Source organism: Erwinia sp. INIA01 (assembly GCF_025947915.1).
Taxonomy (GTDB): domain Bacteria; phylum Pseudomonadota; class Gammaproteobacteria; order Enterobacterales; family Enterobacteriaceae; genus Erwinia; species Erwinia coffeiphila.
On sequence record NZ_JAPDNC010000003.1, the window covers coordinates 291,736 to 313,389 of the forward strand.

Annotated in this window: 19 protein-coding genes; 14 read left to right on the plus strand and 5 right to left on the minus strand. The window is 56.9% G+C overall.

Going from position 1 to position 21,654, the window contains the following annotated elements; genetic code table 11:
- Positions 1-31: 31 nt before the first annotated feature.
- Entirely contained in the window at positions 32-1,459 is a 1,428-nt protein-coding gene (gene sbcB / locus OMR58_RS06915) for an exodeoxyribonuclease I (RefSeq protein WP_264545537.1), read from the minus strand.
- A 238-nt stretch (positions 1,460-1,697) separates the two neighbouring features.
- On the opposite strand from sbcB, the gene OMR58_RS06920 reads away from it, so the two are divergent.
- The 6 genes from OMR58_RS06920 (at position 1,698) to tmaR (ending at position 7,210) form a co-directional block, all read left to right on the plus strand.
- Positions 1,698-2,543 carry a D-alanyl-D-alanine carboxypeptidase family protein gene (locus OMR58_RS06920; protein WP_200561062.1) on the plus strand — a complete coding sequence of 282 codons (846 nt, stop codon included), beginning with the start codon at positions 1,698-1,700 and terminating at the stop codon, positions 2,541-2,543.
- Positions 2,544-2,652: 109 nt separating this feature from the next.
- Entirely contained in the window at positions 2,653-3,834 is a 1,182-nt protein-coding gene (gene dacD, locus OMR58_RS06925; protein ID WP_200561064.1) for a serine-type D-Ala-D-Ala carboxypeptidase DacD, read from the plus strand.
- A gap of 162 nt (positions 3,835-3,996) precedes the next feature.
- On the plus strand, positions 3,997-4,896 hold the full coding sequence (locus tag OMR58_RS06930; protein WP_105591624.1) for a LysR family transcriptional regulator: 900 nt from the start codon (positions 3,997-3,999) through the stop codon (positions 4,894-4,896).
- A gap of 98 nt (positions 4,897-4,994) precedes the next feature.
- Positions 4,995-5,465 (plus strand): GyrI-like domain-containing protein, encoded by a 471-nt coding sequence (locus OMR58_RS06935; protein WP_200546022.1) that lies wholly within the window; start codon positions 4,995-4,997, stop codon positions 5,463-5,465.
- 212 nt (positions 5,466-5,677) lie between these two features.
- Positions 5,678-6,736, plus strand: coding sequence for an FUSC family protein (locus OMR58_RS06940; protein ID WP_200546023.1), 1,059 nt, complete (start codon positions 5,678-5,680; stop codon positions 6,734-6,736).
- A 159-nt stretch (positions 6,737-6,895) separates the two neighbouring features.
- Positions 6,896-7,210: a PTS system regulator TmaR gene (tmaR, locus tag OMR58_RS06945; RefSeq protein WP_105591443.1), complete on the plus strand. Its 315-nt coding sequence runs from the start codon at positions 6,896-6,898 to the stop codon at positions 7,208-7,210.
- Positions 7,211-7,305: 95 nt separating this feature from the next.
- Here tmaR and OMR58_RS06950 read toward each other — a convergent pair whose 3' ends face one another.
- Positions 7,306-8,382 carry a LacI family DNA-binding transcriptional regulator gene (locus OMR58_RS06950; RefSeq protein ID WP_264545538.1) on the minus strand — a complete coding sequence of 359 codons (1,077 nt, stop codon included), beginning with the start codon at positions 8,380-8,382 and terminating at the stop codon, positions 7,306-7,308.
- Between the two features lie 206 nt (positions 8,383-8,588).
- Between OMR58_RS06950 and OMR58_RS06955 the strand changes: the two genes are divergently transcribed.
- From OMR58_RS06955 to OMR58_RS06980, 6 genes are all read left to right on the plus strand, one after another.
- Entirely contained in the window at positions 8,589-9,485 is an 897-nt protein-coding gene (locus OMR58_RS06955; RefSeq protein WP_200561070.1) for a Kdo hydroxylase family protein, read from the plus strand.
- 128 nt (positions 9,486-9,613) lie between these two features.
- The gene (locus tag OMR58_RS06960) at positions 9,614-11,044 is read left to right on the plus strand and encodes an EmmdR/YeeO family multidrug/toxin efflux MATE transporter (RefSeq protein ID WP_264545539.1); all 1,431 of its coding nucleotides are present in this window, start codon (positions 9,614-9,616) and stop codon (positions 11,042-11,044) included.
- 173 nt (positions 11,045-11,217) lie between these two features.
- Positions 11,218-11,661: a GlcG/HbpS family heme-binding protein gene (locus OMR58_RS06965; protein ID WP_105591447.1), complete on the plus strand. Its 444-nt coding sequence runs from the start codon at positions 11,218-11,220 to the stop codon at positions 11,659-11,661.
- A 94-nt stretch (positions 11,662-11,755) separates the two neighbouring features.
- Positions 11,756-12,541, plus strand: coding sequence for a siderophore-interacting protein (locus OMR58_RS06970; protein WP_444861301.1), 786 nt, complete (start codon positions 11,756-11,758; stop codon positions 12,539-12,541).
- Between the two features lie 81 nt (positions 12,542-12,622).
- A complete protein-coding gene (locus OMR58_RS06975) occupies positions 12,623-13,162 on the plus strand; it encodes a PadR family transcriptional regulator (protein WP_264545541.1) in 540 nt (179 codons plus the stop codon).
- Between the two features lie 707 nt (positions 13,163-13,869).
- A complete protein-coding gene (locus OMR58_RS06980; RefSeq protein ID WP_444861299.1) occupies positions 13,870-16,242 on the plus strand; it encodes a TonB-dependent receptor domain-containing protein in 2,373 nt (790 codons plus the stop codon).
- Positions 16,243-17,064: 822 nt separating this feature from the next.
- On the opposite strand, the gene OMR58_RS06985 is transcribed toward OMR58_RS06980, so the two are convergent.
- A complete protein-coding gene (locus OMR58_RS06985) occupies positions 17,065-18,165 on the minus strand; it encodes an NADH:flavin oxidoreductase/NADH oxidase (RefSeq protein ID WP_264545542.1) in 1,101 nt (366 codons plus the stop codon).
- 115 nt (positions 18,166-18,280) lie between these two features.
- Positions 18,281-19,198 carry a LysR family transcriptional regulator gene (locus OMR58_RS06990; protein WP_264545543.1) on the minus strand — a complete coding sequence of 306 codons (918 nt, stop codon included), beginning with the start codon at positions 19,196-19,198 and terminating at the stop codon, positions 18,281-18,283.
- A gap of 157 nt (positions 19,199-19,355) precedes the next feature.
- On the opposite strand from OMR58_RS06990, the gene OMR58_RS06995 reads away from it, so the two are divergent.
- The gene (locus OMR58_RS06995) at positions 19,356-19,856 is read left to right on the plus strand and encodes an SRPBCC domain-containing protein (RefSeq protein WP_264545544.1); all 501 of its coding nucleotides are present in this window, start codon (positions 19,356-19,358) and stop codon (positions 19,854-19,856) included.
- Between the two features lie 103 nt (positions 19,857-19,959).
- On the plus strand, positions 19,960-20,898 hold the full coding sequence (locus OMR58_RS07000; protein WP_264545545.1) for a 2-hydroxyacid dehydrogenase: 939 nt from the start codon (positions 19,960-19,962) through the stop codon (positions 20,896-20,898).
- Positions 20,899-20,957: 59 nt separating this feature from the next.
- Here OMR58_RS07000 and OMR58_RS07005 read toward each other — a convergent pair whose 3' ends face one another.
- Positions 20,958-21,650, minus strand: a complete 693-nt coding sequence (locus tag OMR58_RS07005; protein ID WP_264545546.1) for an RraA family protein — start codon at positions 21,648-21,650, stop codon at positions 20,958-20,960.
- Between the last annotated feature and the right edge of the window lie 4 nt (positions 21,651-21,654).

Here is a 21,654-nt window from a genome sequence, read left to right on the forward strand (position 1 = left end):
CCTTTTTTTACCTGTCGATCACCGAAAATCGTCAGGAAGTCAGCTCGCGGGCATACTCGAACAGCGCCTTAAGCTGCGCCAGTTTTCCTGCATCACCCTCATACTGGTTATACAGCATCTCCAGTTCCTGCACGTAATCCTGCACGCGCTGCGGATTCAGCGCTTCACGACGGTGCTGTAGCCAGCGTTTCTGTTCAGCGTCATCGAGCGTGCCGGGGAAATTGCGCGCGCGGAAACGGAACAGCAGCTTCTCAATGCGGGCATCTGCAAAGGTCAAATCCAGCGCGGGCAGATTCTCCGCCGCTGTCTGACGCACAATATTCATTGCCTGGCGATCCGCGTCGCTAAAGAAGCCGTTATACAGCTGGGCATCAACATCCTCCGACGGGGTAAACGGCTCCGCTTCTGCAAACAGCGTCACCACTTTTTCACGCACTTCCGGGTGCTGGCGCAGCAGGGCGAGGTTATCCAGACAGCGCTGGCGATCGATATCCAGCCGTGCCGCATCTTCCGGGCGCAGGGTATTGGCCGGAGCCACCACCGGGCATTTATTGATATGTACCAGCTTAAGCGGCACCGGCGAGGCGTCGCCCAGCTCATCGCGCCGGGTATACAGCCGTTCACGCAGCTGGTCTGCATCCAGCGTCAGCAGGGGCGACATATCGCCAGCCAGGTCGCAGGTAATCAGCGCATTACGGTTGTCGGGATGCCAGGCGAGCGGGGCGATCCAGCTGGTATTACCGCGCGCCGCGCCAAACATGCCGGAAATATGCACCAGCGGTTTCATCTGCGGGATATCCACCAGGGCGGTAATCTTTTGCTTATTGCGATGGGTAAACAGGAAGTCGTACAGCCTTGGCTGCTTTTCTTTGACCAGCTTCGCCATGGCAATCGTGGCATAGACATCCGACATCGCATCGTGAGCGTTGGCATGTTCCACACCGTTGGCTTTGGTCAGATGCTCAAGGCGGAAGCTGGGAAAACCGTCGTCGTTTTCCGGCCAGATAATCCCTTCCGGGCGCAGGGCGTAACAGGCGCGCATCACATCCAGCAAATCCCAGCGGCTGTTGCCGTTCTGCCAGCTCCATGCATAGGGGTCGTAAAAATTACGATAGAACAGATTACGGCTCACCTCATCATCAAAGCGCACGTTGTTATAGCCAACGATGCAGGTGCCGGGTTCGCTGAACAGCTGGTGGATACGGCGGGTAAACTCTACCTCGGTGACGCCGCGCGCGCGCGCAATCTGCGGCGTGATGCCGGTAATCATCACCGCTTCCGGCTGCGGCAGGTAGTCGTCAGCAGGCTGGCAGTAAAACACTTCCGGCTCACCAATAATATTGAAATCCATATCGGTACGAATCCCGGCGAACTGAGCCGGACGGTCCAGAGACGGGCTTTTGCCGAAGGTTTCGTAATCGTGGAAGAGGAAGGTAGGCTGTGCGCGATCGTTTTTCAAAGTTTATATCCGTTCACTTTTGTTCATATGGCCCTGAGCGATGCAGAACGATGTTTCAGATATGGTAAACCATTATCCCCCTGCTCTGAAGTGACGAATGCAGCCGTTCACCGGCGAAGAAAAAATGCGACCACGCATTTCCAGACTGCCGCACGCTATACTGTGTTACCAACTCTCGCCTGACGGACGGTTAAGCGTTACACTGAAGCAGGGTTACTGTCTGAAATCGGGGAATAAATTGCCTGTAAATCTGTTAGCCATTCCGCCCGTTGCGTTGAGCAGCTCGAAAGCCGCTGGCATCCTGTTGATTAATGAAGGGCCGGGCCCGGTACGGTCAAAAGCCCTGTACACCCAGGGTGACCGCGATCTGCAACAAATGGCGTCAATGACTAAAATATTGACCGCAATGGTTCTGGCGGACCTGAAACCTGATTTAACCACGCTGCTGACCCGCACCGATGCTGATTCCGCGCTGGGTTCCGGCGCTAACCTCAACGTCAGTGAATCCATCTCGGTGAATGATGCTTTCTATAATCTGATGCTGCCATCCTCCAACGTGACTGCCAATATGATTGCCAGAATCTGGGGCGGAAAACTGCTGCAGGCTGAAGGGATCACCGACTACACCGACAGACAGGCCTTGGTACGTTGGGTGCGCCAGATGAATGCAAAATGCCGTTCTATCGGCATGGGCTCGGCTCTGTTTACCACGCCTTCCGGGCTGGGAAACAATCATGCCAGCGTGATCGGTGCCCTGAAAATGGTGGCACGCGCCACGCGCTATCCGATGATTATGCGCAGCTGGAAGACGCAGAACTACCGTCTGAAAGTGTTTGGCGATACGCCGCGTATTGAAACCATCTCAAACACCAACAACCTGCTGTTCTCCGATCTGGAAGTGATTGGCGGTAAAACCGGCACGCTGGCACCCATCTACAACCTGGCCTGCGTGGTATCGATGCCGAACAACCAGTTGCTGCTGGTGGTTACGCTGGGTGCTGAGCGAGCGGAAGATCGCTTTACCGACTGCAAGGCAATGATCGATGCGGTGAAAGTGCAGTACCAGACGTCGAAAGCCAGCTAGTGCGCTAATTCTCTGATTATTCATATTTTCTTGCAATTTAATTACACTTTGCCACGCGATATCTCGTACAACATCCGCAGTTTTTGTTGGTTAATTCGAGGATTTAGCGGTGAAGAAGCGTCAGCTTGGAAGTGTATGCCTGGTTTTATTACTGAGTACGGTTGCCCGTGCTGAAGATCTCCCCGCAGAGAACGCTCTGGCGTTCCCGCTTACCCCTCCGGCTATTGATGCCGCCTCCTGGGTACTGATGGATGCCACCACCGGGCAAATCCTGACGGCCGGTAATCCGGATGAACGCCGCAACCCGGCCAGCCTGACCAAGCTGATGACCGGTTACGTGGTGGATCGCGCCATCGATAAAAAGCGCATCAGCCGCGATGATATTGTTACCGTCGGTAAAGATGCCTGGGCTGCCGGCAACCCGGTATTTAAGGGCTCCTCGCTGATGTTCCTCAAACCTGGCGATAAAGTCACCGTGCGCGATCTCAGCCGGGGAGTGATTATCGACTCCGGCAATGATGCCTGTGTGGCACTCGCAGACTACGTGGCGGGCAGCCAGTCCAGTTTTGTCGATCTGATGAATCAGTACGTGGGCAAGTTAGGCATGGCTAACAGTCATTTCGAAACCGTTCACGGGCTGGATGCTCCGGGCCAGTACACCACCGCTCGCGATCTGGCGATCCTGTCCCGGGCGATTATCAGCGGTGAGCCGGACTTCTATAAGATGTACAGTGAAAAATCGCTGACCTGGAACGGTATTACCCAGCAGAACCGTAACGGCCTGCTGTGGGACAAGACTCTGCACGTGGACGGCCTGAAAACCGGGCATACCGAAAGCGCAGGGTTTAACCTGATTGCCTCCAGCGTTGATGGTCAGCGCCGTCTGATCGCGGTGGTAATGGGCGGGAAAAGTCCGAACGGGCGTGAGGAGCAGGCTCGCAAGCTGCTGACCTGGGGGCAGAGCAACTTTGATACCGTGCAGCTGTTCCACGCTGGAAAAGAGATCGGCCATGAAAAAGTGTGGTACGGCAGCCCGCGCAGCGTTCCTCTGGGCAGCGAAAAAGATATTTACCTCTCCCTGCCGCGTGATGAAGTTCAGAAAATCAAAGCGCGCTATGTGGTTGAAAATAAAAATCTGGAAGCGCCGCTGAAGTTGCATGAGCAGGTTGGCACCATTCAGCTGGTGGAAGGCGATAAGCTGCTGACCAGCTATCCGCTGGTAACTCTCCAGTCGGTAGAACAGGCCGGCATTTTTACCCGCATCAGCGATTACATTCAGCGTAAGCTGTAAAAAGTGGTGTCGCCGATCCGCCCGCTTACAGCGCTAAACGCAGCTGCGGCTCTTCATATCGCCATTTGCAATCTGTCCTGGTTTTAGCGGGCAGATAACTGTATTTATCAACGCAGTATGCAAGAATGGAAATGAATTGTTTCCATAAAATTGAGAATGGTGATGTTAAAAGATCTGCGTGATGTGGCATTGTTCAATGCAATAGCCAGTGGCGGAACATTATCGGCGGCCGGGCGTCAGCTCGGGATCTCGCTGGCCGTCGTCAGCAAACGGCTGACGCAAATGGAACAGCAGCTTGGCGTAAGGCTGTTTCACCGCACCACGCGGCATGTTTCGCTGACCGATGAAGGGCTGGTTTTTGCTGAACATGCCGCGCGATTACAGCAAGAGCTGGAGGCGATTGACAGCGCACTGGCCAATCGCCTGGGGCGTGCCAGCGGAACCCTGCGGATCACCGCATCACACAGTATGGGGCAGCGCTGGCTTGCGCCGATCCTTAATGAATTTATGATTGAGCACCCCGGAGTTAAGCTCCAGCTGCATCTTAGCGATCGGGTTATCGATCTGGCAGCCAGCGGCTATGACCTGGCAATCCGCTACGGTGCGCTGGCGGATTCCCGGCTGGTGGCGCGGGAGCTGGTTGGCAATCGGCGGGTGCTGTGTGCCTCGCCGGGCTATGCGGCAAGGCATGGCCTGCCGCAAACGCTGGAAGAGTTGAGCGCCCACTGCTGCATCGTTACCGGAGATGCACCGATGACCGAGTGGCGTTTTGGCAGCGATGAAGAGCAGCGCAGCGTGCCGATAAATTCACGGCTGCAGGTCAACACCGGAGAAGCGGCGCATGCACTGGCGCTGAATGACGCGGGGATCGCGATGAAATCAATCTGGGACGTCGCGGGGGACCTGCGTGATGGGCGTCTTCTGACGGTTCTGGGGGACTATCCGCTACCTGCGGCACCGCTGCATGCCATCTGGCTGAGCGGTCTTCACCAGCCGCCGCGAGTCAGGTTGTTTGTTGAGAAACTCAGACTGCAACTGGCGCAGCACTGGAATGATTTTTAACCCGAGACATGTGAGGTCCCGGGTCTGGGCTGGCGCGGCGGTCATGTTCCGCTGCGCCGGACATCGTAACACCACAACGCGAAAAGGAATGAAATGTGATGAGAGTAGAAATACAGGAGTTACCGGCCAGTCAAATGGCGGGATATCGACTTGAAGGTGCGTGGGAAATGACCGTTCCGCAGGGTTTTTCCCGACTGAGCGAGTGGGTAAACCGTAATCGACTGAAGGGCGAATGGCTGGCGGTTTACCATGGTAATCCACAGCAGATGTCGGCAGATCAGCTCAAAGTGGACACCGGTATCAGCGTGTCGACAGAGTTTATTTTACCGCTCGACAGTGAAGGTGTGCAGCTGCGACCGATTCCGGCCGCGCGTTATGCCGTAGCTCATGTACAGGTCAGTGATGGTGATTTTAGCAAACCGTGGAGTCAGTTTTTTAATGACTGGCTACCGGGCAGCGGTTATCAGCAGGCGGAAGGCCCCTGCTACGATCGTTATCTGAACGATGGATCAGAAACCGGAATCTGGGAATTCCTGATTTGCGTGCCTATTGAAAAGCGCCAGGCATGATGTGAATTTCTTATTGGAATTTTGTAATTAAAATGCACTCAAAAAAATCAGTGCGTTAAAGTTTTGCTACCGTGTGGTAATCACAGTGGTTAATGCTGTTTACCGCACGGAAATGGCCTGAAAAACTGTCTAAAATCAGCCATGTCCGTCTGTCCATCTTCCGCGCTTCAGGTATTATTAGCCGCTATTTCTGATCTTTTTCGGAGCCTGTTTTGCGACCCGACACGCCGCTTTCGGCCCTGCATTTTAGCGTTTATCGCAACTACCGTATTGTTCACGGCATTCGCATTGCCGTGGCCTTTGTGCTCACCTTTCTGCTGGTGCGTCTGCTGGATATTCCGGAAGGCAGCTGGCCGCTGATCACACTGGTTGTCGTGATGGGGCCAATCTCATCCTGGGGCAACGTGTTTCCTCGCGCGGTGCAGCGTATAGGCGGCACGATATTTGGCTCCATCTCCGGATTGATAGCGTTGAAGCTGGAACTGTTCAGCCTGCCGGTGATGCTGGTGTGGTGTGCCGTCGTGATGTTTATCTGCGGCTTCCTTACGCTGGGTAAGCATCCTTATATGGCGCTGCTGATCGGCATTACTCTCGCCGTGATCTGCGGCGGTACACCGGGAGATATCCATTCCGCGCTCTGGCGTGGCGGGGATGTCATTCTCGGCTCACTGCTGGCGTTACTGTTTACCAGTATCTGGCCGCAGAAAGCCTATACCCACTGGCGCATTCAGCTGTCTGATTCCCTGTTGGAAACGGCAAAAATCTATCATGCCGGCTTTTCGCCAAATCTCGTCGAACAGCCGCGCCTGACGCGCCCGCTACAAAGACTGTTGGGCAAGGTGGTGAAAATGCGCTCGCTGATCGATCCGGCCAGTAAGGAAACGCGCACGCCCCGCTCGGTATTCGAAGCCATTCAGACCCTTAACCGCAATATCGTTTGTACCCTGGAATTGCAGTTAAACGCCTGGTGGGCCTCGCGGCAAAGTCATCTTATTCTGCTTAATGCGCCAACCCTGCGGCGCACGCAGCAGATGACGGAAGATATGCTGCGCACGCTATCGAAAGCCATCGTTGACGGCAACACTGAGCAAATGGCGGCCAACAGTGCAGAACTGGCATCAATCAGTCGCGAACTGCGCCAGCTTATCGCCGAAGCCGGCGGTGATGAACAGGTGGAAACGCCCATTCACGGTTATGTCTGGCTGAGCCTGGAAATGGCGCGTCAGCTGGAGCGACTGTCCGAGCTTTTGCGCCTCGCGCTGCGAAAATAAAACGATTCAGCAACTACTTACTGCGGGATGCTCAGCGCCAGGGTAAGATAGTGCTATTCGGTTGAGCAGATTTAACATTGCCATCGGCAGCGGTGTGCCGCTAAGCTGATAGCCACGACAGTGATGCCTGTGCAACAGGCCCAAAAGAAAGGTGTCTTCATGGAAAATGCAAAGCAATCATTTCAGGACGTACTGGAGTTCGTGCGTATGTTCCGTCGCAAAAACAAACTGCAGCGTGAAATCGTCGATAACGAAAAGAAAATCCGCGACAACCAGAAACGCGTGCTGCTGCTTGATAACCTGTCCGAGTACATTAAGCCGGGCATGAGCGTGGAAGCCATCCAGGAAATCATCGCCAGCATGCGTAGTGATTATGAAGACCGCGTTGATGACTACATCATTAAGAATGCTGACCTGTCGAAAGAACGTCGCGACCTGTCGAAAAAACTGAAAGCGATGGGCGAGCCGAAGTAACGTCCGGCGAAAGGTGGCACCGTTCTGCGGTCGCCACCGATACTGTTTCAGAGGCCACTATGCATATAGTGGCTTTTTTTTGCCTGAGGGAAGGGCTACGGCTCCGAACCTTGTGCCAGAACGCGCGCCAGGCGGCGAAGTTCTGCGGCGACTTTAGCACTCCCGTTTTTACCGTTGAACACCGGCGCAGTGCTGTTGCGCACCACCAGCTCCGTAGTAAAGATTTCACCCGCCCTCGGGTTTTGTGGCTGTTCCACACGACTGATTAACCAATCAACGCTGCGCTCTCCCAGCAGACGCATGTCCTGGCGAACCGTAGTCAGCGGTGGCTGATACCAGGCACTGTCGGCGGTATCGTCATAGCCCACCACTGAAATCTCTGTTGGAACCACGATGCCGCGCTGATGCAGCGCCTGCATGGCACCCAGCGCCATCTGATCGTTGGCGACCAGCAGTGCCGAGGGTAAATCCGGGTCGGTCAGCTGCATGACCGCCTGAAAGCCCGAGCTGGCGCTCCAGTCACCAAACAGTTCGGCCTGCGCAACCAGCTGATGCTGCTGCAGTACCTGCCGCCAGGCATCTGCCCGCGCGCGTGCAGCAACCGATGACGATGGTCCGTTAAGCAAGACAATGCGGCGATGTCCCAGCGCCAGCAAGTGCTCTGCGCCCTGGCGCGCTCCGGCTCGTGCGCTAAAACCGCAGCTGGACACCGGCGCTTCTTCCGCCACATCAAGGAACAGGCAGGGCAGGGAACCGGCCATCGTTTCAATCTGCTGCGCCGCATCGGTTTCCAGCGGCAGATTAATCAGCAACGCATCTACCCGCTGCGCCAGCAGATCGCTGACCGCCGCCTGCGCGCCGTCCGCCCCCGCCATTGCCATCACCAGGTGCCATCCCAGCTGACTGGCACGCTGCTGCATCGCCGAGGCAATCTGCGCCGGAGCCAGCAGCGCCAGATCGCTGGTTGCCAGCCCGAGTGTGCGGGTGTTCTTTCCAGCCAGCTGCTGGGCAACGCGATTTGGCACATAGTTAAGTGCAACCATCGCAGCCTCAACTCGACTGCGGGTCGATTCGGCCACCTGGCTGGAGTGATTCAGCACCCGGGAAACGGTCTGATAGGAGACGCCCGCTGCCTGAGCAACATCATCCAGCGTTACGGAACGGGATTTCATGATTAGCTCCTTTAAAGATGGCGCAGTGTAACAGTAAACACCGTGGCTCTGTTGACCTCCGGTTTAATTAATTCTGGCTCTGCGCCATATAATCAGCCGTCAGAAGCTGACTATTTATCCCGCAGTAATTTACGTTATTACACTTTATTTAGACAACGGCGGCGTGCTGGAAGCCGGTTCTCGCTGCAAGGAAATAAGGATATCAAATGTCTGAACGCCCACTCTCACACGATATGGTGATTCGCTCGCTGGCGATGCGCCACTGGAACGAAACCGTCGATGATGCTCGCGCCGTTGATGCGCTGGAACAGGGGAAAGTGTTATTTCTCCCCTCGCTGGCTTTTCCTCTCAGTACGGAAGAACTGGCGCTGTTAACCCCGGACCTGGTCGATCCTAAACGCAAAAATATCAGTTTTAATGCGCAAAACGGCAAGCTGAACGGCGTTGCTCAGGCGGAGAAAAAAGCGCAGGTGCAGGCACTGCTGCAGCGTCACCATGATTATGCCTGCCAGCTGGTCAGCAGCCTGCTGCCGGAATACAAATCAGCGCTGCATTCGCCGGTTAACTCACTGCGCCTGCATCCGATCACCGTCTGGCGCGACGCCACATCATGGCGAAAGGATGATACCCGCCTGCATGTCGATGCGTTCCCATCACGTCCCAATCACGGTGAGCGTATTCTGCGTATCTTCACCAATATTAATCCACACGGTGAAAGCCGCTGCTGGCGCGTAGGGGAACCGTTCCCCGTGCTGGCCAAACGCTTTATCCCACGCCTGAAGCGTTTTTCACCGTTCAGCAGCTGGTTGCAGAATCGCCTTGGTATCACCAAAAGTTATCGCAGCCATTATGATCATCTGATGCTGCAACTGCACGACACCATGAAAGGTGACGAGAACTACCAGCAGCAGGGACCGCAGGTCACGCTGGAACTGCCCGCGGGCAGCAGCTGGATTTGTTTTGCCGATCAAACGCCCCATGCGGCGATGAGCGGGCAGTTTATGCTGGAGCAAACCTTCCTGCTGCCGGTGGCGGCGATGAAAAACCCCGATAATGCGCCGCTTAAAATTTTGCAGAAACTCACTCAGCGAACCCTGATCTAACCCTTAATGGTGCAGGCGCAGGTCTGCACCACCTCTGAAAGTACTTTGAAACATAAAAAGACTTTGCATAACTCGCCTGCTTTAACCATCATAAATAAGTCCTCTCTCTCCCTGATAAAAAAGCTGGAATGACCTTGCAAAACCTCAGAGTTTCTCTGCAGCAGGCTATTCAACGTACCGCGTGGTATCCCAAAAGACGCTCCTGGCGAGTGTTGTTCTGGCGTGAAGTCACACCGCTGGCCGTCCCGATTTTTTTTGAGAACCTTTGCGTTCTGCTGATGGGGGTGCTCAGCACCTTCCTGGTGAGCTGGCTGGGTAGTGAAGCGATGGCCGGTGTTGGCCTTGCGGACAGCTTTAATATCGTGGTTATCTCCTTTTTTGCCGCCATCGATCTCGGTACCACGGTGGTGGTGGCCTTCAGTCTCGGCAAGCTGAATCGGGAAAGAGCGGTAGCGGCCGCCCGCCAGTCGCTGGTCATCATGACGATTTTTGCGGTACTGCTGGCGATTGCCATCGAGTTTATCGGGCCGCAGATTATCGACCTTATTGCCGGTAAAGCGGAGCCGGAAGTTAAAGCGCTGGCGCTCTCCTATCTGCAAACCACCGCGTGGAGCTATCCGGCGGCAGCCATTGCGCTGATCGGCTGCGGCGCACTGCGCGGAGCGGGTAATACCAAGATTCCGATGCTGATTAACGGCGGGATGAATATCCTCAATATTGCCATCAGCAGCGTACTGATCTACGGCTGCTTCTCCTGGCACGGGCTGGGGTTTATCGGTGCCGGGCTGGGGCTGACCATTTCCCGCTACATCGGCGCGGCAGCGGTGATTTACGTGTTGTTTATTGGCTTTGTACCGGCGTTGAAAATATCACTTAAAAGTTATTTTACCCGGTTGAATCTCGGGATCGTGCGTGAGGTGTTGGGTATCGGCGTTCCCGCCAGCATTGAGTCGGTGTTATTCAACGGCGGCAAGCTGCTCACTCAGATCTTTGTTGCCGGCATGGGGACAGACGTGATTGCCGGCAACTTTATCGCCTTCTCTATCGTGTCGCTGATTAACCTGCCGGGTAACGCACTGGGTTCCGCCTCGACGATTATTGTCGGTACCCGGCTTGGGCGCGGTCAGTTGGGCCAGCCGGAGCGGCTGCTGCGTTACATCTTCTGTCTGTCGAATATTGGCCTGTGTACGCTGGCTCTGCTGACGGTGCCATTTGCCGGTGTGCTGGCGGCGTTTTACACCCAGGACCCGCAGGTGATCCACGTGGTGAAAATGCTGGTATGGCTGAACGCCGCCTTTATGCCGTTCTGGGCTGCCTCGTGGGTGTTGCCGGCCGGGTTGAAAGGCGCGCGCGATGCGCGTTACACCATGTGGGTGTCGCTACTCAGCATGTGGGGTGGGCGCATCGTTGCCGGGTATTTGCTCGGGATTGTACTCGGCATGGGTGTGGCCGGAATCTGGCTGGGCATGGCGCTGGACTGGATCATTCGCGGGGTCTGCTTCCGCCGCCGCTTTAACAGCGGTCGCTGGCTGTGGAAGTATCGCCCGGTCGCGAAGTAACGTTCCGACCCAGGTAAACCCGGCAGTTTTCGACCCAAAACGCACAGATTGTTACTTTTTACCGCTCGTCTTAGCAGATTGCTGCTTGTGGTGAAGATATATCATAGATATATTTTTATGCGTTAATACGAATCATTACCAGTTCAGCCATTGCCAAAAATGTGGAGAACGTTATGACAGTCACATCGGTAACAGAAACAGCACACGCAGCATCACGAACTCAGCTGACCATCACCCTTACGGGCGCACGCAATGCTATCGCTGCCGCACAGCAGAAAGCGCTGGAAAACGGCTGGCATATCAGCGTGGCGGTGGTTGACCATGCCGGTCAGCTGGTGGCACTGGAGCGGAGCGACAGCGCGATCGGCATCAGCCCGGATGTGGCGATCGGTAAGGCGCGGACGGCTGCGCTGCTGCAGGCTCCTTCACAGGAATTTGAGCAGTTTATCAACAGCGGCCGGCCAAGTTTTCTGGCCACGCCCGGCGTCACGCCGCTGGAGGGCGGGGTACCCGTCTGGCTGAACGGAATGGTGATTGGTGCCGTTGGCGTTAGCGGGGCGCACGGTGCCAATGATTCGCTGGTGGCGGAAACTGCCGTGCTGGCGGTTAGCGTCTGACGCATACCCCGATTACACATCATCTATTGCTCCCGGCGGGCGTTGCCTGCCGGTGTTACGTTGCCGGATCTCAACCGGCAGCCCAAGGAGAATAATCTTGTCCGAGAATAAAAGCCGCGCGCCGAAGCGCGTACGTAATGAACTGCGCTTCCGTCAGATTACGGTGGCAGCAAAAACGCTCGTTGCTGAAAATTTCTGGCGTATTGATTTTATCGGTGACGACCTGGCGGGGTTCGTTTCGCCGGGTTTCGATGACCATATCAAAGTGTTCTTCCCGGATGCCGTCACCGGCGAACTGCATCTGCCGGAAGTGACTTCCGACGGCGTGGTGTGGAAAGAGGGCATCCGCCCGGTTTCCCGCGACTATACGCCGCTGTGGTTTGACGGCGAAAAAAATACCCTGACTCTGGACTTCTATATCCACGACGGCGGCGTCGCCAGCAGTTGGGCGGCACAGGCACAGGTCGGCGACCCGCTGGCAATTGGCGGCCCGCGCGGCTCGATGATCGTGCCGGAGGATTATGCCTTCCAGCTTTACGTCTGTGACGAAAGCGGCCTGCCAGCGTTCAAGCGCCGTAAAGAAACCGTGCAGGGCGTGGTGCGTAAACTGTTTGCCTTTGCTGATGAAGCCAGCGGCAGCCTCTATCTGGACGGACTGAACGGCATCGATGTCAGCTGGCTGGGCAGCGGCAATATGCACGGCGATCGTCTGCTGGCGCTGATAAGCGAACTCGACAGCATTCAGCTGCCGCACGAAGATTACTTTATCTGGCTGACCGGTGAAGGCGAAGCGGTAAAACAGCTTAATGACTACTTTGTCCTCCAGCGCGGCTGCGACGATAACTTTGTGCGTGCCGTAGCCTACTGGCACCAGAAGTAACCCTGTGGGCCGCCGCGCCGGTTGTGTTTCACCGGGTGGCGGTCTACTATCATCCCCCTTATTTTTCCGCACGGGCAGGCGATGAAACGACCGCAATCTCCCTTTACTTCCTCAGACAGCGAACCTCGTACCGCCTGCGTCAGCCAGCGCAAAAAGCGCCGGGAAAAAATGCTCGACGGCAGCGATATTCGCCTGCTGGTACTGCATTTTCTCAGCCAGGGTGATGCCCATGGCTACGAGCTGATTAAAGCCATTGAGGATTTGTCGAAAGGGGAATATACGCCCAGCCCTGGAATAATCTATCCCAGCCTGACGCTGCTGGAAGAAACGGCGATGATTGCCGCCATCGACCCGCAGGCGGCGCGTAAAGCCTATCGACTGGAGCCGCAGGGCCGCGACTGGCTACAGCGGAATCAGCCCAATCTGGTGATTATCATGCAGCGGCTTTCCTCACTGGCGGTGCTGGTGCATAACCGCAGCGTGCCGGAAGTCGAACGGGCAATCCACAATATGAAGACCGCGCTCAACTCGCGGCTGTCACAGCAGGATATCTCGCAGGAAACCCTCTACGCGATCGTTGATGCGCTGGACGAGGCGGCGAAAAAGATCGAACGCAGCTAGTTTATTGCCAGAACCAGAACCAGAACCAGAACCAGAGCCAGAGCCAGAGCCTGCATGTCAGGCACCGTTGGCTTTGCAGGTAAATGCATGCCACATCCCCCATCGGCAGTTACCCCCAGCTATTTAACCGGTTTATGCAGATTTACGTTGCCGCCGGTTGCCCCCTGTTGATGATGCCTGCCTGTTACCTGTTACCTGTTACCTGTTACCTGTTACCTGTTACCTGTTACCTGTTACCTGTTGTTACCCCTGCCGGAGTGCCAATTCTTATCGCTCATTGTTGCCCGTATTCGTACGCATCTGCATGCAAAGCACGACGCTTGCCCGAAGGACAGACATCGCTTACTACCAATCCTTCACAGCACTCGCCCTTCACGATCCATTATTTAAATCCGTTTTCTAATCATTATTTTTCAGCGTTGAGTTTTATATTTAAATAATTGTGAGGAAATTGTGTGGAGAGTGAAAGTTTTTCGAAAGCAGGTATCTGGTTTATTTAACGGTCTTAACGCTATTCTGCGAAATTAATTATTCTTAATAATAAAGTGAACTTTCTGCTCCGTGCTCTATTGATAAAGATAATCATTCCTATTAATATCCCGCCGCCTTAAAAATATAATAATATTAGTGAGACTTAACTAAGTTCGTATTCTTTTTTATCGAAGCAATCCGTGAGCCAATACTAATAACAAGCTAAGGGTAATTAAATGCTCACCACGTCAAAATTACAGGGAATCAGTGCGCCGGTAATGAAATGGGCGGTGCTGGCCGCAGCGATTCACTGTGCCTGCGGCTATGCGCAGGCTGAAACTTCTGCCACAGCGAAAACCGCAGCAGAAAGCAGCAATGAACAGGGCACCATGACCGTTACCGCCCAGGCTCCGCTTCAGGGCGGCAGCAAAACCACCATTACCGCCGAGCAGATGCAGAAGAACGGCACTACCGATTTCGGTTCGGTAATGCGTTATCAGCCGCTGATTAGCGCAACGGGCGTGAGCGGCGGTTCGACCGCAGGGAAAAGCGGCTTCGACCGCAGCGGCTACACCGGATTTAATATTCGAGGGCTGGAAAGCAACCGCGTTGGTTTAGACGTGGATGGTATTCCGCTGCCGGATGCGACCGGGCGCAGCTACGTCAGCCGCGCGGGATTAAATACCTTTGGTATTGGCCGGGATTATATTGATCCTTATATGTACGGCAGCGTGGATATTGATGCCGGTGCCACTTCCGTCGATCAGCCAAATACCTCTATTGGTGGTAACGTCTCGTTCCGCAGTAAATCAGCGGATGATTATCTTTCCCCGGAACGCTCCACCTGGTTTGGCTACCAGAGTGATTACGATCCCGCCACTCGCGGCTGGCATAACGGTATCACCGCCGCAGCGGGCGACAGTACTCTGCGTGGCGTTTTCGTGCTTAGCCGCCGCGACGGTCAGCAGACCAGCAATGACAGCGATGAAGTCAGCGCTTATCCGGCTAACTGGCATTCAACCGCGCTGATGACCTCCGGGATCTGGCAGCCGAACGACGAACACAAATTCAGCGCCACGCTGGACTACTACCACAAGGTTAACCACACCCATTACGATACCTGGAACACCGCAGGCACCAGCACTATTGGCGACAGCCAGCAGCAGAGCGATACCCGCCGCTGGGGTGTGAGCCTGGCGGATGAGTACACGCCGGACAATGGTTTTGTCGACAGCCTGTCCAGCCGTGTTTACTACCAGCACACCGAGGCGCATGACAACACCTACATGCCAACAGACAGCAGCGGCACCATGCAGCATGTCTACTCGGATTACAACGTTGATACCTGGGGCTTTGATACCCACGGTAATAAAACGCTTGGCCGTCACGATCTGAGCGCCGGAATCAACGGCCGCATCACCGACACCGAACGCCCATTCCGTCAGGACCCGGCACCGAGCGTCTACAGCGTGATCATGCAGCCACAGGCCGATAGCCGCAGCTACACCGTCGGTGGTTTCGTGCAGGATAAGATCAACTTCGATCTGAACGGCAGCCGTTTCGCGGTGATCCCGGGCGTGCGCGCGGTATATCAAAATACCAAGCCGCAGAACCTGTCCAGTCTGACCACCGGCAGCACCGTACTGACCGCATCTGAGCTGGAAACTCTGTATGGCTCGGCGAACAGCGACAGCCAGATCCTGCCGTCGCTGATGCTGCAATACGATCTGACCCCGCAGATGATCACTTATCTGCAGTACAAGCGCGGCGCGCAGTTTGCTAACGCCAGCCAGCTTTACGGTTCATGGAACCTGGGTTCATCCTATGCCGGTACAGCGCAGTACGCGCTGATTGGTAATCCGGATCTGGAAACCGAAACCAGTAATAACCTGGAGTGGGGTGTGAAGGGCAACGTAACCGACGGCGTAACGCTGAACGGTTCTCTGTTCTACAACACCTACAAGAACTTTATCGCCTACAGCCGTTACACACGTTCCGGCAGCCCTGATAAGTTCACCAACGTACCGTCGAACATTTACACCATTTATCAGGCTGAAAACCGCGATAAGGCCTACATCTGGGGCGGAGAGCTGAGCAGCAAGGTGAACTTCGGTACCTGGTTCGAAGAGGTTAACGGCCTGAGCGCCACCTTTGCCCTGGGCTACAGTGAAGGTAAATCCAAGTCCAGCTACGACGGCGACAAATATGTTGATATCGACAGCGTAGCACCGATGAAAGCGGTGGTCGGCATGGCGTGGGACGATCCGGCGAAGCGCTACGGTGCGGCGGTGGTGGCGACCTTCGTGAAGGGTAAACAGGCCAGCACGACCAACCGCGAAAGCTACACCAACAGCGGCACGGCGCTGACCGATTCCAGCACCGAGTACAATCGTATTCCTGGCTACGGCATGGTGGATATGACTGCGTACTGGCAGGTGGCGAAGAACGTGAAGCTGAGCGGGGGTATTTATAACCTGACCGATCGTAAATATTGGGATTATCTCAGCAGCCGCGATCTGACCGGCAGCACGGCTCAGGATGCCTACGAGAAGGCATTGGCAGTGATGCCTGGCCGTACGTTCCAGGCGGGGATTAACGTCGATTTCTGATGATATCGGTCAGTTATCGGGTTAGGTTTTTGCTCGTTTAGTGAAGTTTGAAGCCGCTGTCTCTTTTGGGATGGCGGCTTTTTTTGCGTGCGATAACGAGGATGCCGGTGCTGGTGCTTCGTTGCTTTGTGTCCGGGTGATTGCGGCCCGGCCTCTGCGGTTACCGGGCGGTCCTCGCGCCGCTTTGCGGTGCCTTCGGTTGCGGCTTCGTACCTTCCGGACCGGCATGGAGCGGGCGTCCTGCCCGCGCCATGCCTGACGCCAACGTCCTGTTGGCGTCTCCTGGCCCGTAGCCTCCACCTCAGCGCTGTGGATTGCCCGGTAACCGCAGCGGCCGGGCCTTTAATACATTGTGCTGGCTGCTTAAGTCAGGATTATGCTTCCAGAGTGGCGGCCTTCTGCGCATAGAGGTGATTGGATATGTTGTGGGTTACCCCGCAGTAGTAGAGGCTGGAGGTTGGATCCACTTTTATGGATGTCAAAAAGTGCAGCTCTGAATTGATCGCTTCAATGGTCGTTCGCCTTTTTCTGCCAGACAACACTTATGCAAAAAGCAGACGGGGTGTGCCCCCGAACGGGTAATCCGCAGCGCTGAACGGAGCGAGGAAGCCAGGATTCGCCTGCATGGACGCAGGCGAAAGGCACAGCCGCGCAGGACGCGCGTCTGTGGCGGTCCGTCAGGCTGACGAACGAAGTGAAGGCACCGCGAAGCGGCGCGAGGACCGCCCGGGCGGGGGCACACCCCGTCGGCTTTGCCACTACAGTCACCGGCGAAACGTGTTTGTGCCCCAGCAGTCACGAGCAATCTAATGCCCCAACTCGTTACTCAGCTAAACGATAACGCGCCAGCCAGTGCGCATACGGCGCAGGCAACACCCACGACGGATCTTCAACGTTCAGCTTCTTCGCCAGAGAATACGGATAATGCGGATTCGCCAGATGCGCACGGCCAATCATCACCAGATCCATCTGCTGCTCGGCAATCACCCGCTCCGCCACTTCCGCCTGCTCCACGCCCCAGGACGACGCCACCGGCAGACCCGCCTCACGACGTACCCGCTCGGCAATCGGTGCCAGGAAGCCCGGGCCCCACGGAATGTTGGTTTCCGCAATAGTAAAGCCCACGCTCACGTTCAGCAGATCCAACCCGCCCTGATGCATCAGGCGCGTCAGCTCAATCGACTCGCTCAGCGTCTGCTCGTCCTGGCCGTCATACTCCAGCACGCCGAAACGGGCTGTCAGCGGCAGATTCTCCGGCCACACTTCACGAACGGCGGCCAGGGTTTCCAGCAGGAAGCGGCTGCGGCCAGCAAAATTGCCGCCGTAAGCGTCGGTGCGCTGGTTGGAATGCGCGGAGAAGAAGCTTTGCGCCAGATAACCGTGGGCAAAATGCAGCTCCAGCCACTCAAAACCGGCATCGCGCGCGCGGCGAGCGGCGGCAACGAAGTCGCTTTTCACCCGGTTAATATCATCCAGCGTCATCGCCTGCGGCACCTTTGGCAGATGATGGCCGAACGCAATCGCGGAAGGGGCAATGGTCTGCCAGCCGCGGCTGTCGCCCTCGGCAATATGATCGTCGCCTTCCCACGGACGGTTAGCGCTGGCCTTACGACCGGCGTGACCAATCTGAATGCCCGGAACGGAACCCGCCGCCTTAATCGATGCTGCAATACGCGCCATGCCTTCCGCCTGCTCATCGTTCCACAGCCCGGTACAGGCCGGAGTGATGCGGCCCTCCGGTGAAACGGCGGTGGCTTCAACAATCACCAGACCCGCGCCGCCACGGGCGATCGCCGGATAGTGAACCTGATGCCAGTCGTTAGTCAGGCCGTCAACGGCGCTGTACTGGCACATTGGCGGCACCGCAATGCGGTTACGCAGCGTAACGTCTTTCAGTTTAAATGGGGTAAAAAGCGCGGACATAGATAACCTCAGTCATAGACGATCGAAGAACACGTGGCCTGTCGATAAGTGGCGATCACGGTAAGCGATGGCCAGCGATAATCACTAAGCCGTATGTGCGATACGCACTGGCCGATCACAGCGTGCTGGCGTCCAGTCCCAGAGAGGTAAACAGCAGTGCGCGTAGCCAGCGGTGGCCGGGATCGCGATGGCTGCGCTCGTGCCAGACCAGCGTTTTGCTGAAGCCCGTCACCGCGACCGGCGGCGCTACCTGCATCAGCCCGTCGGCGGATTCTGCCAGCCTGCGCGGCACAACGGCAATCAGATCGCTGCTGCGCAGGATCTGCGGCAGCACCAGAAAACTGTTCACCGCCAGCGTCACCCGCCGCTGGCGGCCGATTGCGGCCAGCGCCTGGTCGGTCACGCCGCGAAACTCGCGACCGCTGTGCGAAACCAGCGCGTGGTCCAGCGCGCAGAAGCTATCCAGCGAAAGCGCACCGTGCCGCAGGGCAGGGTGGTCCGGGCGCAGCAGGCAGACGTACTGCTCGTCAAACAGATGGCGAGCGTGCAGATCGGCAGGCGTGGTGTCCGGGGTGAGCAGCGCCATATCAATCTCCCCGCGCTCCATCTGCACCGCCAGCCGATCGTTTTCCACCGGCTGCACGCTCACCTGCACGCCGGGAGCCTGCTGGCGAAGCGCGGCAATAAACGGCACCGCCACCGCGCTCAGCGCATAATCGGTTGCGGCAATGCTCAGCGACATCTGCGAACTGGCCGCATCAAATACCTGCGGCTGCAACAGCTGGTCGATATCACCGAGGATCTGTTTGACCGGTGCGGCCAGCGCCAGCCCCCGCAGCGTCGGGTTAATGCCGTGCTGGCCACGGGTAAACAGCGGATCGTCAAAATGCTCGCGCAGGCGGTTAAGCATGGCGCTTACCGCCGGTTGAGTGAGCGACAGGCGCTGGGCGGCCCGCGTCACGCTGCGTTCATCCAGCAGCTCATCCAGCGTTTTTAACAGATTCAAATCCAGCGTACGTAGGTTGCTGCTCATCGGTTCCCCGGCGGTGAGTGGGTCAGATATCAGAAATTATAATATCTGAAATAAAAAATGCTGATTGGTTTTATATCACCGTGCCGCGCATCATGCAGTGGTTTTCGGCAGGCGCATCCCGCGCTCTGGCCGACCAGACTCACAGAGAGGCAGCATCATGAACGCAATTCACTGGCCGCAGGGCTACATTCCTGGCTTCAGCGACAACTTCGCCAGCAACGAAATGATTATTACCGGTGTCAGCGTCGCGGCGCTGTGGGACAAACTGATCGATACCGCCGCCTGGCCGGGTTATTACAGCAACGCCAGCGACATTCAGTTCCACGACGGCAGCGGCCCGTATCTGACCGAGGGAGCGCGTTTTCGCTTCACCACGTTCGGCTTTGTGGTGGAAAGCGAAGTTAACGAATTCGTCGCGCCGGAAATCGGTGGCGCGGCGCGCATTGCGTGGCACGGCTGGTGCGGCGAGGGCGACAGTCGGCTTGACGTGCATCATGCCTGGCTGATTGAGGCGTTGCCGGGTGGCCGCGTGCGCCTGCTGACCCAGGAAACCCAGAACGGCAAACCGGCGGTTGAGCTGGCTAACGCCCGACCTGACCCGATGATCAACGGCCATCAGCAGTGGCTGGACGGAATGATCGCCGCCGCGCGGGCGTAATAAGCGAATCCTATCTGACGATAAGCGTAACCTTGCGGGTGCCGCGGCGGAATTCCGCTAGTTTATTAACGTTCTGAACCCTACGTTAATAAGGATGCCCGCAATGAAACAACAGATACTGATTATTCAGCCGCTGATGCCCGCGCTGAGCGAAATGCTGCACCGCGACTACCAGTGCCATCGTCTTTACGAGCAGCCGGATGCGGCGGCCTGGCTACAGCAGCACGGCCAGACTATCCGCGCGGTCGCCACCCGGGGCGACGTCGGGCTGGCGGCGGAGGTGATGGCCGCGCTACCGGCACTGGAAGTGATTGCCGTCTTCGGCGTGGGTACCGACGCCATCGACCTGGCCGCCGCCCGCGATCGTGGGATTACCGTGACCGTCACCGCCGATATTCTGACCGACGACGTCGCCGACCTTGCGCTGGCGCTGATGCTCAGCGTCTCGCGGCAGATCGTGGCACAGGATGCCTTCCTGCGCGCGGGCGAGTGGGCAAACCGACCGCCGGTGCTGGGCAGCAAACTCAGCGGCAAGCGCGTCGGCATCCTCGGGCTGGGGCGCATCGGCTCGACGATTGCACGACGCTGTGCGGCCTTCGATATGCACATCGGCTACTGCAACAGCCGCCAGAGTGATGAACCCGGCTGGCAGCGCTTTGGCGATTTGCATCAGCTGGCGCTGTTCAGTGATGTGCTGGTGCTGGCGGTGCCGGGCGATGCGCGTAACTATAAGGTGGTCGATCGCGAAGTGCTGAACGCGCTGGGATCGCAGGGCGTGCTGATTAACGTCGCGCGCGGGGCGGTAGTTAATGAAGACGACCTGATCGCCGCGCTGGAAAATCACACCATCGCCGGAGCGGGGCTGGACGTGTTCGAAGGTGAACCGGCAATTGACCCGCGCTTTTTCGCGCTGGAAAATACGGTGCTGACACCGCATATCGCCAGCGCCACCGCCGAAACGCGCCAGGCGATGGCGCAAAACGTGGCGGATAATCTGGCTTCGTGGTTCGCTCACGGCAAAGCCATTACGCCGGTTGCATAACGAAAAAGGCACCCTCTATGGGTGCCTGTTATCAATGCAGGATAGTGTTCTTTTACCGCCTAGAACTGCCCGTCGATAATCTCCACCTGCTTGCTTTTCAGCGTTTCATCAATCCAGCCGCGTTCCAGCTCGCCGCGCTTCGCCAGCTCGAAGTTGCGCTCGTCGACGATCAGATAGGCCTGCGCCGCTTCCAGAATCTGCGCCGCATCGCCGTGAGGGATGACGATCACCCCGTCGTGATCGCCGAGAATGATGTCACCCGGCGACACATGGATATTGCCGCAGGCGATCGGCACGTTGATTTCACCCGGACCATCTTTATACGGGCCGCCGGGAGTAATGGCGGCGGCGTAAAGGTGGTAATCCATCTTGCCGATGCCTTCAATGTCGCGGATTGGGCCGTCCAGCACCAGCCCCTCAATACCGCGCTGGCGGGCCCAGGTGGTCATCACTTCGCCCATCAGCGCCTGGCTGCGATCGCCCTCGTTGGAGACCACAATCACATCGCCTTTACCGGCCATATCCATCGCCTTGTGCAGCATCAGATTGTCGCCGGAGCGGGCCTTAACGGTGACCGCCAGGCCGCACATCACCGCGTTGCGCGGTGCGCTCATCAGGCGAATTTCGCCGGACAGCGCGGGCAGGCGGCTCATGCAGTCGGCCACCACGGCGGCGGGCAGCGTGCGGAAAGCCTCGACGTAGCCGGCGGCTTCAAGATTACGTTGTAAGAAAATACGGTTTCCTGCGGGCATAGCG